Annotated in this window: 15 protein-coding genes and 2 other annotated features (1 of these 17 only partly in view); of the genes, 12 read left to right on the top strand and 3 right to left on the bottom strand. The window is 36.5% G+C overall.

Features of this window, described 5'->3' with window-relative positions; translation table 11 throughout:
* Window positions 1-211 (top strand) — a binding site (T-box leader); it begins 40 nt to the left of the window's first position.
* Window positions 212-263: 52 nt separating this feature from the next.
* The 3 genes from asnS (at window position 264) to ABH959_RS14750 (ending at window position 2904) form a co-directional block, all read left to right on the top strand.
* Entirely contained in the window at window positions 264-1655 is a 1392-nt protein-coding gene (asnS, locus tag ABH959_RS14740; RefSeq protein WP_002015453.1) for an asparagine--tRNA ligase, read from the top strand.
* Between the two features lie 129 nt (window positions 1656-1784).
* On the top strand, window positions 1785-2687 hold the full coding sequence (locus ABH959_RS14745) for an SDR family oxidoreductase (RefSeq protein ID WP_088293471.1): 903 nt from the start codon (window positions 1785-1787) through the stop codon (window positions 2685-2687).
* 82 nt (window positions 2688-2769) lie between these two features.
* Entirely contained in the window at window positions 2770-2904 is a 135-nt protein-coding gene (locus tag ABH959_RS14750; protein WP_002138569.1) for a YuzL family protein, read from the top strand.
* Window positions 2905-2946: 42 nt separating this feature from the next.
* On the opposite strand, the gene ABH959_RS14755 is transcribed toward ABH959_RS14750, so the two are convergent.
* From ABH959_RS14755 to rnhC, 3 genes are all read right to left on the bottom strand, one after another.
* A complete protein-coding gene (locus ABH959_RS14755) occupies window positions 2947-3198 on the bottom strand; it encodes a hypothetical protein (RefSeq protein WP_113935705.1) in 252 nt (83 codons plus the stop codon).
* 13 nt (window positions 3199-3211) lie between these two features.
* A complete protein-coding gene (locus ABH959_RS14760) occupies window positions 3212-3466 on the bottom strand; it encodes a hypothetical protein (protein WP_113935704.1) in 255 nt (84 codons plus the stop codon).
* Window positions 3467-3603: 137 nt separating this feature from the next.
* Window positions 3604-4539, bottom strand: a complete 936-nt coding sequence (rnhC, locus tag ABH959_RS14765; RefSeq protein WP_113935703.1) for a ribonuclease HIII — start codon at window positions 4537-4539, stop codon at window positions 3604-3606.
* A gap of 123 nt (window positions 4540-4662) precedes the next feature.
* Here rnhC and zapA point away from each other — a divergent pair, with 123 nt between their 5' ends.
* The 9 genes from zapA to ABH959_RS14810 all read left to right on the top strand — a co-directional run bounded on the left by zapA (window position 4663) and on the right by ABH959_RS14810 (window position 17315).
* The gene (gene zapA, locus ABH959_RS14770; protein ID WP_002088902.1) at window positions 4663-4932 is read left to right on the top strand and encodes a cell division protein ZapA; all 270 of its coding nucleotides are present in this window, start codon (window positions 4663-4665) and stop codon (window positions 4930-4932) included.
* Between the two features lie 2 nt (window positions 4933-4934).
* Window positions 4935-5474, top strand: coding sequence for a CvpA family protein (locus ABH959_RS14775; RefSeq protein WP_016092403.1), 540 nt, complete (start codon window positions 4935-4937; stop codon window positions 5472-5474).
* A 55-nt stretch (window positions 5475-5529) separates the two neighbouring features.
* The gene (polX, locus tag ABH959_RS14780) at window positions 5530-7248 is read left to right on the top strand and encodes a DNA polymerase/3'-5' exonuclease PolX (protein ID WP_002088901.1); all 1719 of its coding nucleotides are present in this window, start codon (window positions 5530-5532) and stop codon (window positions 7246-7248) included.
* Window positions 7249-7267: 19 nt separating this feature from the next.
* Window positions 7268-9628 carry an endonuclease MutS2 gene (locus tag ABH959_RS14785; protein ID WP_113935702.1) on the top strand — a complete coding sequence of 787 codons (2361 nt, stop codon included), beginning with the start codon at window positions 7268-7270 and terminating at the stop codon, window positions 9626-9628.
* Between the two features lie 196 nt (window positions 9629-9824).
* Window positions 9825-10514, top strand: a complete 690-nt coding sequence (locus tag ABH959_RS14790) for a 23S rRNA pseudouridine(2604) synthase RluF (protein ID WP_113935701.1) — start codon at window positions 9825-9827, stop codon at window positions 10512-10514.
* 107 nt (window positions 10515-10621) lie between these two features.
* Window positions 10622-10872: a binding site (T-box leader), on the top strand.
* A gap of 113 nt (window positions 10873-10985) precedes the next feature.
* The gene (gene brnQ6 / locus ABH959_RS14795; protein ID WP_002192417.1) at window positions 10986-12311 is read left to right on the top strand and encodes a branched-chain amino acid transport system II carrier protein BrnQ6; all 1326 of its coding nucleotides are present in this window, start codon (window positions 10986-10988) and stop codon (window positions 12309-12311) included.
* Between the two features lie 461 nt (window positions 12312-12772).
* Window positions 12773-13483, top strand: a complete 711-nt coding sequence (isdC, locus tag ABH959_RS14800; protein WP_016092398.1) for a heme uptake protein IsdC — start codon at window positions 12773-12775, stop codon at window positions 13481-13483.
* A gap of 23 nt (window positions 13484-13506) precedes the next feature.
* Window positions 13507-13965, top strand: a complete 459-nt coding sequence (locus ABH959_RS14805; protein WP_002138554.1) for an NEAT domain-containing protein — start codon at window positions 13507-13509, stop codon at window positions 13963-13965.
* 32 nt (window positions 13966-13997) lie between these two features.
* On the top strand, window positions 13998-17315 hold the full coding sequence (locus tag ABH959_RS14810; RefSeq protein ID WP_404492776.1) for an NEAT domain-containing protein: 3318 nt from the start codon (window positions 13998-14000) through the stop codon (window positions 17313-17315).
* Window positions 17316-17317 lie beyond the last annotated feature (2 nt).

A 17317-nucleotide genomic window follows, 5' to 3' on the forward strand; every position in this document is an offset into this window, starting at 1 on the left:
AAAGCGAGTCAGGGACGGTGAGAGCCTGATGAGGCGGTATATGTGAAGAACACCTTGGAGTTGCTAACCGAAATTGAAGCTTGTATTCAAGAGTAGACTTAGACGGGAATCCGGCCTGTTACAAACCGGGAAGTATGTATTACATACGAGTTAAAGTTGGTCTTTATGACAAATTGGGTGGTACCGCGAAGTTTAACCTTTCGTCCCTTTATGGATGAAAGGTTTTTTTGTATTTAAATATATGAGTAAAGGAGAATTTTACTATGGAAAACACATTAGTAAAAAGTCTGTATAGAGATACAGAAAAGTATGCAGATCAAACAGTACAAGTATCGGGTTGGATTCGTAACTTACGTGATTCAAAAGCATTTGGTTTCATCGAATTAAACGACGGTAGCTTCTTCAAAGGTGTTCAAATCGTTTTCGATACAGAATTAGAGAACTTCAAAGAAATTGCAAAGCTTCCACTTAGCTCTTCAGTTAAAGTAGAAGGTAAAGTAATTGCAACGCCTGGAGCGAAGCAACCATTTGAAATTAAAGCAGAAAAAATTGATATCGAGGGCTTATCAGATTCTGATTACCCACTTCAAAAGAAGCGTCATACGTTTGAATATTTACGTACAATCGCTCACTTACGTCCAAGAACAAATGCATTCTCTGCAACGTTCCGCGTGCGTTCTATCGCAGCATTTGCAATTCACCAATTCTTCCAAGAGCGTGGATTTGTACATGTTCACACACCAATTATTACTGGTAGTGATACAGAAGGTGCAGGCGAAATGTTCCGCGTAACAACGCAAGATTTAAACAACGTACCAAAAGGTGAAGACGGACAAGTTGACGAATCAAAAGACTTCTTCGGCAAAGAAACAAACTTAACAGTAAGTGGACAGCTGAATGCTGAAGCTTATGCATTAGCGTTCCGTGATGTGTACACATTCGGACCTACATTCCGTGCAGAAAACTCAAACACAACTCGCCACGCAGCTGAGTTCTGGATGGTTGAGCCTGAGATTGCATTCGCTGAGTTAGGCGATGTAATGGATCTTACAGAAGATATGCTGAAATATGCAATGAAATACGTACTAGAGCATGCACCAGAAGAAATGGACTTCTTCAACAGCTTCGTTGATAAAACAGTTCTAGAGCGCATGAACAACGTGATCAACTCTGACTTCGGTCGCATCACTTATACAGAAGCAATTAAAGTACTTCAAGAATCAGGTGCTGAATTTAAATACCCAGTAGAATGGGGTATTGACTTACAAACAGAGCACGAAAGATACTTATCAGAAGAAATCTTCAAACGCCCTGTATTCGTAACTGACTATCCGAAAGACATTAAAGCATTCTACATGCGTATGAACGAAGATGGTAAAACAGTAGCAGCTACTGACCTTCTAGTTCCTGGCATCGGCGAATTAATCGGCGGAAGTCAACGTGAAGAAAGAATGGACGTTTTAGTAGACAGAATTAAAGAATTAGGTATGAACGAAGAGGACTACTGGTGGTACTTAGAGCTTAGAAAATACGGCGGTACAAAACACGCTGGATTCGGTCTAGGTTTCGAGCGCTTCCTAATGTACATTACTGGCATGGCTAACATCCGTGACGTAATTCCATTCCCAAGAACTCCAGGTTCTTCTGAGTTTTAAGATAAAAAAAGTGAGAGCAACTGCTCTCGCTTTTTTTGTTTGGAAAAATGTTGTTCATAGGTTCGTTCATCTCTCAGATATAGTAAAACGAATGAAATATTTATGGGCAAGGGAAGGGGTTCTTGTACAATGGGGGAGATTCCAAGTCATACAAAGTGGACATTGCGTGACAAGTATATAGTAATCACTGGTGCCACAAGTGGTATTGGATTAGCGGCAGCTAAGGCATTTGCGGAGCGTGGTGCCAAGCTAGGAATTATTGCACGCAACGAGGCAAAAGCGAATGATGCTATGACTCAAATTAAGGATGTAACGAATGGGAATGTGGTGGTAGATTTATTTCTGGCTGATATGGCTTCCCAACAATCTATACGCCGGGTAGCTACTGATATTTTAGAAAGGTGTCCGAGAATAGATATATTAGTGAATAATGCTGGTGCTTTATTTCAAACAAGGCAAATTACGGAGGACGGTTTGGAGATGACCTGGGCAGTAAACCATTTAGGTCCATTCTTACTCACTAATTTGTTGTTGGAGCGTTTAAAAGAAAGTGCTCCTGCTCGTGTCATTACCACCGCATCTCACGGTCACAAAATGGCTAAAAAGGGAATTGATTTCGGTGATCTAGATGCAGAACAACTGTATCGCGGTGTTAAGAAGTTCATGGGCGGTCCTACAATGCGTTATGCGCAAACAAAACTAGCTAACATTTTATTTACCTCTGAATTGGCACAGCGGTTGGAGGGAACGAGTGTTAGTGCTTATAGCTTTGACCCGGGGCTAGTGAATACGAATTTTAACCAGGACAATGGTCTGGTTGCTCGCTTAACTATGGCGGCAATGAAACCTTTCTCTCGTACACCCGAGGAAGGTGCGGAAACTTTAATATGGCTAGCAGAATCAAATGGATTCATTGACCATAGTGGCTGTTACTATGCCGACAAGCAAGTGGGGAAAACATCTGAAGCCGCTTTGGATAAGGATGTCGCAAAACGTCTATGGGACATTAGTGAAAAGCAGACAGGAGGATAAAAGAGTAGCCAGTATATGTTCAGATGGTTATGTTGAATAGTTTTTTACCCTTAAGTAAAAAGTAATCTTGGGGGTGATTGTAATGAGTAAGAAAGTGAAAACAGATCATTCTAGATCAGTCCTAGGTTCTCCAGAGGTGGAAGGACAAGGAACAACAACGCATGAAACCGGTTCTCATAAAGTACCTTCATCAAATAAGAAGCAGAAACGAAGCTAACATAAAAAAGGAGAGTCTTGGCGGCTCTCCTTTTTTTATGTATTACATCTTATTATCATTAATCTCTTTTGTAATTTTATCTACATCTTTGTCTAATCGATCTAAATAGAAAAACCACAGTAAGCTTATGAGCACGTAATAGATGGCCATAACACAAAGATTATCAGATATATTTTCGAATGTGGATTTGGAAGTGAAAAAAGCTCCCCAAATGATAGAGATTGTAAGGTAAGAAAGAGGGAACACGAGGTGTACGAAAACATATAATAACTTTTTAACTTTAACAGAGTTCATATGAATTCCCTCCTTATGTAAACAATCTTTTTCTTCTAATCATAAGTTCAAGTTCCTCACAGAAGTGTTGCAGCTTTACTGGATTATGTATTAACAAGCGGGCATCGTGTTTCCCGATAAATCTTCGAATCCGAAAGTTTAATAAGAAAGGTCGGCGATAGTGCTCTATTAAATCGTTGAACACTGGTTGTTCACTTAGTAGCTGAATGTTTTCTCTAATTTCGAACTGTCTTTCGTGTGGATCACCTAGTAAAATATTTAGAATCATTTGTAGAAGTAGTAATAGGAACTCATATGTTTGAAAAATATGTATATTTTAATTATAACAAAAATACACAGGCGATAGTAGAGTGGACTAAAGCGAAACAAAAAACAGGAGTTTGTAGGCTCCTGTTTTTGTCGATACTATTTTAATAAGCGAGACGCCTTCTCTGTATTAGCAAAATGCACTTTCACAAACTCAGGTAGTCTTTCTTTACCGACTTTTTGAATTAATTTAGCAGCGGCAATATCAACTTGTTTACCAGCACCTTTCGGAAGTTGCATACCAGCTTTTTTGCTTAGTTCGTCAAATTGTTTTACGAATGAGTAACGAGCTAAAATGGAAGCGGCGGCTACTGCTAAATGGACACTTTCACCTTTTGTAGCGAAGTAAACATTTTCACGCTGTACCTGTTTTTGTTTCGCTAAATATTTATAGTATGTATCAGGCTGTGTAAATTGGTCGATTAAGATGCCTTCTGGTTTTGTAGGCGCGATTTTTGCCAATAAGTTTGTGATGGCTTTGTTATGCAGTAAAGCTTTTAGTTTACCTTGGTTGTTTCCTTTATCAAATAGCTCGTTATATTTTTCATTATGAAGAACGAGGGAGCTGTAAGGAACAACGTGAAGGAGTTGTTTGGCAATCTCAGCAATTTGAGCATCATTTAAGTTTTTGGAGTCTTTTACACCGAGTTCTTTTAAAAGTGGAATTTGCTTCGCATCCACATATACAGCAACAACTGTCATCGGTCCAAAGAAATCTCCAGTACCTACTTCATCGGACCCTAAAATCGACATTGTACCAATAGAAGAAGGTGGTGCATATTGATGCGAATTGACCGATTTTTTTACAGCGGATTTTGGTGTTTGAGAGACAGTTTGCCAACGAGAAGCCTCTGCTTCAGCACGTCCACCTTGAAACATTACTTTCCCTGATTTATAGGCTGTAATTGTGCAAGATGGAACCTTTGCCATAAAGATACCGCCTTGCGGAATTTTGGGGCTAAGTGCTTGTTTGTATTGTTGTTTCATGTCTTCAATTACTGTAGAACTTGTTTGTATTACGATAGAATTTGACAAAATGGTCGCTCCTTTTTTATGTTGTTATTTTTATCATATCGGATTGTTCTTTCTGTTTCCATATTATGATGGTTCATGGTATGATAAACTTTAGGATTCTGTACGTGATTGGAGGCCGGTGAGTTGTCACAACAAAAGGGAAATAAAAGTCGAATTAATGTAGAAATATATGGCCAACAGTATTCAGTTGTTGGCGATGAAAGTACAAGTCATATCCGCATGGTAGCAGCGATTGTGGATGATAAAATGCGCGAACTCAATGCCAAGAATCCTTCGCTTGATACGAGTAGACTAGCGGTATTGACGGCGGTAAACGTCATACACGATTACATAAAATTAAAAGAAGAACATGAGAAGTTGAAAGAAAGTATGACACAAAAAGGAATGGAATAAACATGATTGATATTATTATCATTTTATTGCTTGTTATGGGATTTTTCCTCGGTTTACGCAGAGGATTTATTTTGCAACTTGTAAAGTTAACAAGCTTTATTATCGCATACCTCGTTGCATACTGGTACTGTAAAGATTTAGCGCCAACGCTTGCGAAATTTATTCCGTATCCATTCGATAAGAATGTATCTGTTCCAGAATGGATAGATGCGAATAATATTGAGGGTGTCTTCTATCAAGCAATTGCGTTTATTGTATTATTTATTATTACAAAAATCGCACTTTCACTACTTGGTAATTTACTGAATATGTTTGCAGAAATCCCAGTTTTAAAGCAAGTCAATGCGGTTGCTGGGGCACTTCTTGGCTTTTTAGAAGTGTATATCGTTCTGTTTGTCTTAATTATTGTTGGAACAATTCTTCCAATTGAACAAATACAAACACCATTACAAAAATCATCAATTAGCAAAATAATTGTAGACGATACACCGATTCTTTCTGAAAAGGTGAAGGAACTATGGCAGACAGGTAGCAGAGTGTAACTTCTCTTTTTTCGGAAAGAGAAGTTTTTTTCTATGAAAGAAAGGCGGGGCAATGATGAAAGTGAATAAAAAACAAGTTATCAAATTACTAGAGACAATCGGCCTATTTATGGAACTAAAGGGCGCGAATCCATTTAAAATATCTGCATTCCGTAAAGCGGCGGCAGCACTAGAAAGTGATGACCGTAGTCTTTCTGAAATTGAAGATTTCACAAAGATTCCAGGTATCGGAAAAGGAACGGCAGCAGTTATTCAAGAATATATAGAATCGGGAACATCTGAAGTACTACAAGAACTTGAAAAAGAAGTACCAAGCAGTTTATTACCACTATTAAAACTACCAGGCCTTGGTGGTAAGAAGGTGGCCAAGTTATACAAAGAACTTGGTGTTGTTGATATGGAAACGTTAAAAGCTGTTTGTGAAGAAAATAAAGTACAAGCTTTAGCTGGATTCGGTAAGAAAACAGAAGAGAAAATATTAGAAGCAATTGATCAAGTAGGCTCTCGTCCAGAGCGTTTACCAATTGCGATGGTATTGCCTATTGCCGGGGAAATAGAGGAGAAATTGTCGAATGTTGCTGAAATAATTCGTTTCTCACGCGCTGGTAGTTTACGCCGTGTTCGTGAGACAGTGAAGGACTTAGATTTCATCATTGCAACGACAGAGCCAGCAGTAGTGCGTGAACATTTACTACAATTTGATAATATGATTGAAGTGATTGCAAGTGGAGATACGAAAGTATCTGTTCGTCTTCAATATGAATATGATATTTCAATTGACTTCCGCTTAGTAAAACCAGAAGAATTTATTACAACTCTTCACCATTTCACCGGATCAAAAGACCATAACGTAAAAATGCGCCAAATTGCGAAAGATAGAGGCGAGAAAATTAGTGAATACGGTGTGGAAATCTTAGAGACCGGTGAAGTGAAAACATTCGAAACAGAAGAAGCATTCTTTGCCCACTTTGGCCTTCCATTCATCCCACCAGAAGTGCGTGAAGATGGAAAAGAAATTGAATTAATTAAAGAGTATCCGAACTTAATTCAGTTCTCTGATATACAGGGTGATTTACATATGCATACAACGTGGAGTGACGGTGCTTTTTCAATTGAAGAAATGGTACAAGCGTGCCGCGCTCGTGGATATAAATTTATGGCAATTACTGATCACTCGCAATACTTGAAAGTAGCGAACGGTTTAACGAAAGAGCGTCTTCGTGAACAAGCGAAAGAAATTGAACGTATGAATGAAAAGTATCCAGACATTACAATTTTGCGCGGGATTGAAATGGACATTTTACCAGATGCGACACTTGATTTTGACGATGAAGTATTAGCAGAACTAGATTATGTCATTGGAGCCATTCACTCTAGCTTCTCACAAGACCGTGAAACGATTATGAAGCGTCTTCGCACTGCACTTGAGAATAAGCATGTCACAATGATTGCCCATCCGACAGGACGTCTTCTTGGGCGCCGTGAGGGTTACGATGTAGATACAGATTTATTAATCCAGCTCGCAAAAGAAACAAATACAGTTTTAGAATTAAATGCAAATCCAAACCGTCTAGATTTAAGCGCGAAATTATTAAAACAAGCACAAGATGCTGGTGTAAAAGTAGCGATTAATACGGATGCCCATACACTTGAAATGTTAGAAGATATGGAAACAGGTGTAGCAGCAGCGCGTAAAGGTTGGATTCAAAAAGATAACGTGATTAACACATGGGATATTGAACGTTTATTAGACTATATTAAACGTAATAAGTAATACAGGGGGGACCTGCAACATGTTAGAACGAACGTTGCGTGTATTAGAATACAATAAAGTAAAAGAACAATTACTTGAACATACAGCATCTTCACTTGGTCGTGACAAAGTGAAGAATTTAGTGCCAAGCACAGATTTTGAAGAAATTGTGGAATTGCAAGAAACAACGGATGAGGCAGCGAAAGTCATCCGTTTAAAAGGACATGTACCACTTGGAGGGATTTCTGATATTCGTTCAAATATTAAGCGTGCGAAAATTGGAAGTATGTTAAGTCCTCATGAATTAATTGAAATCGCAAGTACGATGTACGGTAGTCGCCAAATGAAACGTTTCATTGACGATATGATTGACAACGGTGTTGAACTTCCAATTTTAGAAACACATGTCGCGCAAATTGTGTCTTTATATGATTTAGAAAAGAAGATTACAAATTGTATTGGTGACGGCGGTGAAGTAGTCGATAGCGCAAGTGACAAATTGCGTGGTATTCGTAATCAAATTCGTACTGCGGAAAGCCGTATTCGTGAGAAATTAGAAAATATGACGCGTTCTTCAAACGCGCAAAAAATGTTATCAGATGCAATTGTAACGATTCGTAACGAACGCTACGTAATCCCGGTAAAACAAGAATACCGCGGCGTATATGGTGGTATTGTTCACGATCAATCTGCCTCTGGACAAACATTATTTATCGAACCGCAAGTAATCGTGGAATTAAATAACGCACTTCAAGAAGCACGTGTGAAAGAAAAACAAGAAGTAGAACGCATTTTAATGATGTTAACGGAAGAAGTAGCAGTGGAAGCTGATATCGTTTTATCAAACGTAGAAGTAGTTGCAAATCTTGATTTTATTTTTGCGAAAGCTCTTTATGCGAAGCGAATTAAAGCGACGAAGCCAATCGTAAATAATGAACGCTACATGGATTTAAAACAAGCACGCCATCCGCTTATTGATCCGGAAATTATCGTGCCAAATAACATTATGCTTGGTAAAGACTTTACAACAATTGTTATTACAGGACCGAATACAGGTGGTAAAACAGTTACACTTAAAACAGTCGGTATTTGTGTCTTAATGGCGCAATCTGGTCTTCATATTCCAGTAATGGATGAATCAGAGATATGTGTATTTAAAAACATCTTTGCTGATATCGGTGATGAGCAATCGATTGAACAAAATTTAAGTACATTCTCTTCTCATATGGTAAACATTGTAGATATTTTAGAAAAAGCTGATTTTGAAAGTTTAGTCCTATTTGATGAATTAGGTGCTGGGACAGATCCGCAAGAAGGGGCTGCACTAGCGATTTCTATTTTAGATGAAGTATGTAACCGTGGTGCTCGCGTTGTTGCAACGACGCATTACCCAGAATTAAAAGCATATGGATACAATCGTGAGCAAGTTATTAATGCGAGCGTTGAGTTCGATGTGAATACATTAAGCCCAACGTACAAATTATTAATCGGTGTACCAGGACGTAGTAACGCCTTTGAAATTTCGAAGCGTCTTGGTTTGTCTGATCGAGTTATTGATCGCGCTCGTAACCATATTAGTACAGATACGAACAAAATCGAAAATATGATTGCAAAGCTAGAAGAAAGCCAAAAAAATGCAGAGCGCGAACGAAAAGAAGCGGAAGAGCATCGTAAGCAATCTGAAAAACTTCATCGTGAATTACAACGTCAAATTATTGAATTTAACGATGAGCGCGATGAAAAATTATTAAAAGCGCAAAAAGAAGGGGAAGAAAAAGTCGAAGCTGCAAAGCAAGAAGCAGAAGGCATTATTCAAGAACTTCGTCAATTGCGTAAAGCACAGCTTATAAACGTGAAAGACCATGAGCTTATTGAAGCGAAGAGCCGTCTAGAAGGGGCAGCGCCAGAGCTTGTGAAGAAACAAAAAGTAAATGTGAAAAATACAGCGCCGAAACAACAATTACGATCAGGTGATGAAGTAAAAGTGTTAACGTTCGGTCAAAAAGGTCAATTGCTTAAAAAAGTAAGTGATACAGAGTGGAGCGTACAAATTGGTATTCTGAAGATGAAAGTGAAAGAATCCAATATGGAATACATTAATACACCGAAGCAAACTGAGAAAAAAGCAGTCGCAAGTGTGAAGGGTAGAGATTATCATGTGTCGTTAGAGCTAGACCTTCGCGGCGAACGTTATGAAGATGCAATGATGCGCGTTGAAAAATATTTAGATGATGCACAGCTTGCAAGCTATCCTCGTGTATCAATTATTCACGGTAAAGGAACAGGAGCGCTTCGCCAAGGTGTACAAGATTACTTGAAGAAACATCGCGGCGTGAAAACCTATCGCTACGGTGACATGGGCGAGGGAGGCCTAGGCGTAACAGTTGTCGAATTAAAATAGCAAACAACCAAACAAAAGGGGAAACCATTATATGTTTATGGACAAACTTGCAAAAGTATTGTTAGCTTGTTGCGGAATATTTTTGGTAATTGGGGTTATTTATTTAGTTGTTTTTGCGAAGTAAAGGAGCGTCAATCTTGGCATAATGATATTGCCATGGATTGACGCTTTTAATCTATAAGAAAAGGAACAAAACATGAAAATCAACCAATACATAAGCGAAGCAAAATCCTGCTCAAGACGTGAAACAGACCGTCTCATTAAAGCAGGACGTGCCTGTATTAACGGTGAAGTATGTACGCACGGTGCACTCGTTAATGAAGGTGATATTGTAACGATTGATGGGCAGGTTATTGAAAAAGAAAAGAAAGAAAAGGTGTATATTGCCTTCCATAAACCAGTCGGAATTACTTGTACAGCAGCCGAAAATATTGAAGGAAACATTATTGATTATATCGATTATCCAGAACGAATCTTTCCTGTTGGACGATTAGATAAAGCATCGGAAGGACTCATCTTATTAACGAATGACGGTGCGATTGCGAATCAAATTTTGCACGGTGATCATGAGCATGAGAAAGAATATGTTGTCACTGTTGATAAGCCGTTTACAGATTGGTTTATTGATGAGATGTCCAGCGGTGTAAAGATTAAAGATGGAATGACGAAGCCATGTAAAGTGACGAGAGTTAATCAGTCTACATTCCGCATCGTTTTAACGCAAGGAATGAATAGGCAAATTCGTAGAATGAGTCGTGCTTTCGGATTTACTGTAACAAAGCTAAAGCGAGTGCGCATTATGAATATAGAGCTAAATGAGCTTGAAGCTGGAAAATGGCGAGACATTACACCTAAGGAATTAGAAATATTAATAGGGCAGTTATAGGGAGGAAAGTTTTCTCCCTATATTTTTTTGTCAGAAAAAATAAAACTATTGATTTTTTAAAAAATAGCCCATATAATAAAAAACAACAAGTTTCGACAACATATTTTATAAAAGTAATGATGAGGACATGAGTTGTTTTTGACGATTTTCAGAGAGGGAAGCCTTAGGCTGTGAGCTTCCTAATACGGAAAGACAAACTTACCACCTCTAAACTTCAAGAGTGAACTGCAGATGCATTGTAATTCTTGGCGGATAAAACCGTTATCAATTTACACGAGCTATAAAATGAGCTTATTTCGTTATAAATTCATTTTATTAGAATAAGGGTGGAACCACGATTTCAACACTCGTCCCTTTGTTAGGGACGGGTGTTTTTTGCGTTCTTTTACGGGGAAGTATGCTTGAAAGAGGATATGTGACGGATTTTAATTCAGAATATTTTGTCAATGAAATAATTAGGAGGTAGTAGAAATGAAGTCATCTTTAAAGTTTTCTGAGATGTTTGCAATAAGCTTAATGTTATTCGCACTGTTTTTCGGTGCCGGTAATATGATTTTCCCACCAGCGTTAGGGCAAGGTGCTGGAACAGATGTATGGATCGCGTTATTTGGCTTTATCGTAACAGGTGTAGGACTGCCTTTATTAGGAGTTATTGTTATAGCTCTAAAGGGAGATATTAATGAATTAGCAGGACGTGTACATCCTGTATTCGCGCTAATTTTCATTACTGCAATTTATTTATGTTTAGGCGTATTTGTTAGTGTGCCACGTACAGGGACTGTTGCTTATGAAATGAGTGTTGCACCGTTTTTACCAAGTGAGATAGCTGGTCAATCCTATCCACTTGTTATCTTTACATTTATTTTCTTTGCAGTAACTTTCTATTTAGCATTAAACCCATCGAAATTAGTGGGGCGCATTGGTAAAGTGTTAACTCCAATTTTATTAGCTGTTATTGCAATTATTGTAGCGAAAGCAATTATGACTCCAATGGGAGAGTTTGGTGCCCCTACAGAAGCGTATAGTGCCCCGCTCTTTAAAGGTTTTATTGATGGATATTTAACTTTAGATGGACTTGCAGCACTTGTTTTCGGAAATGTTGTGATCAATGCTTTAAAAGCAAAAGGCATTACAAATAAGAACAGTATTGCAAAAGTAACAATCTTTGCAGGATTTATTGCAGCACTTGGCTTACTTCTTGTTTATTTAGCACTTGCTTACCTTGGAGCTTCTAGTGTTTCACTTGGAATGGGAGCAAACGGTGGAATTATTTTAACAAACGTCGTGAATCATTTATTTGGTAGCTACGGAACATTATTACTAGGTATCGCAATTACAGCAGCATGCTTAACAACTTCTGTCGGTATTGTTGCAGCTTGTGGAGAATATTTTTCTTCGTTACTACCAAAGCTTTCTTATCAAAAAGTCATTTTCATTTTCTCTGTATTAGCATTTATGGTAGCAAATCTTGGTTTAACTCAGTTAAACGCATTAGCATTACCAATCTTAATTGCAATTTACCCAATTGGTATCGTACTGATCGTATTATCACTTGTTGAAAACTATATTCGTCTTCCATTAGCTATGTATGTAGGCGGTATTGTAGGCGCATTTGCAATTAGCTTCTTTGATGGATTGCATAATGCCAATCTTCAAGTAGCGGCCCTTGCTCCTATTTTAGATAAAATTCCATTATATAGTGTAGGGATTGGTTGGCTAGTTCCGGGTATCATTGGAATTGCAATTGGATATGTAGTTTCTTTATTTCAAAAGCAAGAAATTGCTGTAGAAAAATAAGGGAAAGAGGCTTTCTTTAAAAGAAAGCCTCTTTTTTTGTAGAAAAATTATATATAGAAGAATTCAGATATTGAAAATTTTATACGTAATATAGTTGACAAAAAAATTACCAGTAGGCTAAGATTGACTTAGTTGTGGAAATATTGGAAGGGAAGAGGTTTTCTATGACTATATCATTTTTGTAAGAAGAGGTGATAAAACGATAGAATTAGGCGATTTATTTTTTTTGAAATTCGTTGAGAATGATAATCAATAAAATGTTGAAAGAGTTTTATGTTTATTCTTATAGGAAAAATTGGTGGGATTATTTTTTTGTCTATCAATGAGAATGATAATCAATATATTTCTAACTACATAGTGTTACTCGTTATAAAATAGAGATAGAAAGATTATTTTTTTTCTTATATATTGAGAATAATTATCATTTTCAAAAAAAGAAAAACAAGGAGGCAGTAAGGTAAATGAGAAAGTTTTCAGTATTACCCGCTTTTATTATGACATTCGTATGTATGCTAGCTTTTCTCGTAGTGCCATTCGGACAAGCTTCGGCAAATGTAGCTGACGGTACTTACGATATTAACTATGTCATACAAAAAGCAGAAAATGATTCAGCTTCAATGGCAAATGATTATTTTGAAAAACCAGCTAAGTTAATTGTAAAAAATGGTGAGATGAGAGTACAAATTCCTATGAATCATAGTGCTTGGATTACAGAATTTAAAGCACCAGAGAATGGAAACTTTGTTGATGCAAAAGTTGTTAGTAAAGATGAATCTGCAGATAAAAGAACTGTAGAGTTTAAAATAGACGACTTATCTAAACCAGCAGCTGCAAAAATTCATGTTGTTGTACCGAATGTGAATTATGACCATAATTACACAATTCGCTTTGCGTTTGATGCAAATGTAAAAGCAGTAGGTGGAGAGAATAAGGCAACTGCTGCAACAAAAAATGAAGATCAAACTCAAAAAAATACACAAGTAAAAGAAGAAGTGAAGAAAGAAGAGAGCAAAGAAACAAACAAAGATGTAAATAAAGGAACAAATGAAAGTGGGAAAGCTGAAAAAACAGATAACCCAAAAACAAGTGATGAAGCACGTATCGGATTATTTGCAGCATTACTTCTTATTTCAGGTGTTTTCTTAATTCGTAAAGTGAAGTTAGGTAAATAAATCTTTGGAAGGGCGATGAATATATGTTTAAACAATTTAAAATGATTATTGCCGTATTTGCTGTCTTATTTACGTTTATAGCAACACTAGGGTTACAAGATGCAAAAGCTGCTACACAACTAGCTGATGGAAAATATAATATTGCTTTTACTGTATGGAAAGGCGATAAAGATGAATCATCTAGAATGAATAGTTATTTTGAAAGTCCAGCAACATTAACAGTTAAAAATGGAAAACAATACGTTTCATTTAAAGTGAAAGATAGTGTTTCTATTAAAAGTTTCCAAGTAGAAAAAGATGATCAATTCTTAGAAACAACAGTCTTAAGTGAAAACAAAAAAGAGAATACTAGAGTAGTAGAATTTGAAGTTGCTGACTTGTCAGAAAAACTAAAAGGAAAGGTGAAAATTAACATCCCAATTATTAATTATAACGCTTCATATGATATTCGTTTTGTATTTGATGGGAACAGCATTAAATAATTAGAAATTTTTAAAAAAGGAGAGTCATTCTATTGAACAGGTATTTTAAAATTGTTGTTGCAATGTTTCTAACGATTTTCACATTCGTATCAACGCTACAACCACTTGCAGTTCAAGCAGCTACAACTTTAGCGGACGGTGAATATTCAATCGGTTTCAAAGTTCTTAAAGACACATCAGATGAAGAATCCATGATGAATCAATACTCTGTAAGTCCAGGAACTTTAAAAGTGAAGAATGGGAAAAAGAAAGTATCCTTTACGTTAGAACATAGTTCATGGATTACAAAGTTTGAAACGGAAAAAAGTGGTCAGTTTGTTGCGACAAATGTAATTAGTGAAGATCAAGAAAAAGATACAAGAGTCGTAGAATTTGATGTGGACGATGTAGAGAAGGTATTAAATGCGAAAGTAAAAGTAGACATTGATTTTTTAAATTATCATCATGACTATGATGTGCGTATTGCATTTGATCAAAATAGTATTACACCGATTCATGTAGAACAACCAAATGAAAAAGAGGACCCAGCTAATAAGCCAGATCCAAATGAAAATCCGGATCCGAGTCAGAAGCCCGACCAAAAGCCTGACCCAGATCAACAACCAAATTCTAACACAATTAAAGATGGAGAGTACAGCATTCCATTTAAAGTGTTAAAAGATCAAACAGATGAAGAATCTAAGATGAATACTTACATGGTAAATCCAGGGGTATTAAAAGTAGAAAACGGTAAGAAAAAAGCAATTGTAACGTTAAAAAATAGCTCATTAATTAAAAATTTCCAAACGGAAAAAGATGGCGCATTTGCTGATGCAAAAGTAGTGAGTGAAGATAAAGAAAAAGATACAAGAGTAGTAGAATTTGAAGTAGACGATTTATCTAAAAAACTAAATACAAAAGTATTTATTGAAGTGGCATCACAAGGTTACAAGCAAACACATAATGTACAACTTTTATTTGAACAAGATAAACTTGAACAAATTAAAAATGAAGAGAAACAACCGGATGGAGATAAAAAGCCGGAAGTAGAAAAACCAGATACTGAATTAATTAAAGATGGAGAGTACAGCATTCCATTTAAAGTGTTAAAAGATCAAACAGATGAAGAATCTAAGATGAATACTTACATGGTAAATCCAGGGGTATTAAAAGTAGAAAATGGTAAGAAAAAAGCAATTGTAACATTAAAAAGTAGCTCATTAATTAAAAATTTTCAAACGGAAAAAGATGGTGCGTTTGTTGATGCAAAAGTAGTGAGTGAAGATAAAGAAAAAGATACAAGAGTAGTAGAGTTTGAAGTAAACGATTTATCTAAAAAACTAAATACAAAAGTATTTATCGAAATGGCATCAAGAAACTATAAGCAAACACATGATGTGCAACTTTTATTTGAACAAGATAAGCTTGAACAAATTAAAAATGAAGAGAAACCAGAAGTAGAGAAACCAGAAGTAGAGAAACCAGAAGTAGAGAAACCAGAAGTAGAGAAGCCAGAAGTAGAGAAGCCAGAAGTAGAGAAGCCAGAAGTAGAAAAACCAGATGCTGAAACAATTAAAGATGGCGAATACAGCATCAATTTTAAAACATTAAAAGATCAAACAGATGAAATATCAATGATGAACACATATACAAAAAGTCCAGGTGTGTTAAAAGTAAAAGATGGTAAGAAGTATGTATCATTTACGCTAACGAATAGCGCTTGGATTACAAAGTTTGAATTTGATAAAAATGGTTCGTTTGTTGATGCGAATGTATTAAGTGAAGATACGAAAGCTGATACACGTGTAGTGGAAGTGGAAGTAGCAGATTTATCGAAAAAATTAAACGCAAAAGTAAAAGTCGACATCGATTCAATGAATTATCATCATTTCTATGATATTCAATTTGCATTTGATAAAGATAGCATTAAACCGTTAGATAACCAAGGCGGAAATGATAACCAAGGCGGAAACAACAACCAAGGCGGAAACAACAACCAAGGCGGAAACAACAACCAAGGCGGAAACAACAACCAAGGCGGAAACGACAACCAAGGTGGAAACAACAACCAAGGTGGAAACGACAACCAAGGTGGAAACGACAACCAAGGTGGAAACAACAACCAAGGCGGAAACGACAACCAAGGCAATAATACAACAATTGATCCAAACGATCTTAAAGACGGTGAATACAGCATTGGCTTTAAAGTATTAAAAGATCAAACAGATGAAATATCAATGATGAATACATACACAAAAAGCCCAGGTGTATTGAAAGTAAAAGATGGTAAGAAATATGTATCGTTTACATTAACAAATAGTACATGGATTACAAAGTTTGATTTTGAGAAGAATGGCTCGTTCGTTAATGCAAAAGTATTAAGTGAAAATAAAGAGCAAAATACAAGAGTAGTAGAAGTAGAAGTAAATGATTTGTCTAAAAAATTAAATGCAAAAGTAAAAGTAGATATTGATTCAATGAATTATCACCATTTCTACGATGTTCAATTTGTATTTGATCAAGATAGTATCAAAGCTTTAGGGAACCAAGGTGGAAACGACAACCAAGGTGGAAACGACAACCAAGGTGGAAACGACAACCAAGGTGGAAACGACAACCAAGGTGGAAACGACAACCAAGGTGGAAACGATAACCAAGGTGGAAACGATAACCAAGGTGGAAACGATAACCAAGGTGGAAATGACAATCAAGGTGGAAATAATACACCAAAAGTAAAAGTAGATCCGAAAAATTTAGTAGATGGTCAATATGATATTACATTTAAAGTGTTAAAAGACAAAACAGAAGAACTTTCAAAGATGCATGACTATACTGTAAATCCAGCAAAATTAATTGTTAAAGATGGTAAAAAGTACATTGAGATGACGCTGAAAAATAGTGCGTGGATTACGAAATTCCAAACAGAAAACAATAGTCTTTTTGCTGATGCAAAAGTAGTAAGTGAAGATAAAAATGCAAATACGCGAGTAGTACAATTTGAAGTAGAAGATTTATTTGAAAAATTAAATGCAAAAGTGAAAGTAGACATTGATGAGATGAACTACCACCACTTCTACGATGTCCAAATTCAATTTGATACAAATAATATTGGTGCGTTAGGGACGATTAAAGAGGATCCAAAAAAAGATCCGAAAAATGATCCGAACAATCCAGTGATTACACCGAAAGTAGATAATCCTGATTTTAACCGAAATGCAGATGATAAGAAGAAAAAAGAAGATCAAAAAAATGATCCGAAAAAAGAGAAAAACTCAAAAACGGCAGATACAGCACAACTAGGTTTATACATGGTGCTATTGCTTGGGTCACTTGCTTTACTAGTTCGTAAATATAGAGCAGGAAGATTGTAATT

The organism is Bacillus sp. RC51, from assembly GCF_044908115.1.
Classification (GTDB): Bacteria; Bacillota; Bacilli; order Bacillales; family Bacillaceae_G; genus Bacillus_A; species Bacillus_A mycoides.

Coding starts and splice junctions, on each gene's coding strand:
- ABH959_RS14755 (WP_113935705.1), bottom strand. CDS start 3,198: ATGAACTCTGTTAAAGTTAAAAAGTTATTATATGTTTTCGTACACCTC.
- ABH959_RS14745 (WP_088293471.1), top strand. CDS start 1,785: ATGGGGGAGATTCCAAGTCATACAAAGTGGACATTGCGTGACAAGTAT.
- ABH959_RS14760 (WP_113935704.1), bottom strand. CDS start 3,466: ATGATTCTAAATATTTTACTAGGTGATCCACACGAAAGACAGTTCGAA.
- asnS (WP_002015453.1), top strand. CDS start 264: ATGGAAAACACATTAGTAAAAAGTCTGTATAGAGATACAGAAAAGTAT.
- brnQ6 (WP_002192417.1), top strand. CDS start 10,986: ATGAAGTCATCTTTAAAGTTTTCTGAGATGTTTGCAATAAGCTTAATG.
- ABH959_RS14775 (WP_016092403.1), top strand. CDS start 4,935: ATGATTGATATTATTATCATTTTATTGCTTGTTATGGGATTTTTCCTC.
- ABH959_RS14790 (WP_113935701.1), top strand. CDS start 9,825: ATGAAAATCAACCAATACATAAGCGAAGCAAAATCCTGCTCAAGACGT.
- isdC (WP_016092398.1), top strand. CDS start 12,773: ATGAGAAAGTTTTCAGTATTACCCGCTTTTATTATGACATTCGTATGT.
- polX (WP_002088901.1), top strand. CDS start 5,530: ATGAAAGTGAATAAAAAACAAGTTATCAAATTACTAGAGACAATCGGC.
- ABH959_RS14805 (WP_002138554.1), top strand. CDS start 13,507: ATGTTTAAACAATTTAAAATGATTATTGCCGTATTTGCTGTCTTATTT.
- ABH959_RS14750 (WP_002138569.1), top strand. CDS start 2,770: ATGAGTAAGAAAGTGAAAACAGATCATTCTAGATCAGTCCTAGGTTCT.
- ABH959_RS14785 (WP_113935702.1), top strand. CDS start 7,268: ATGTTAGAACGAACGTTGCGTGTATTAGAATACAATAAAGTAAAAGAA.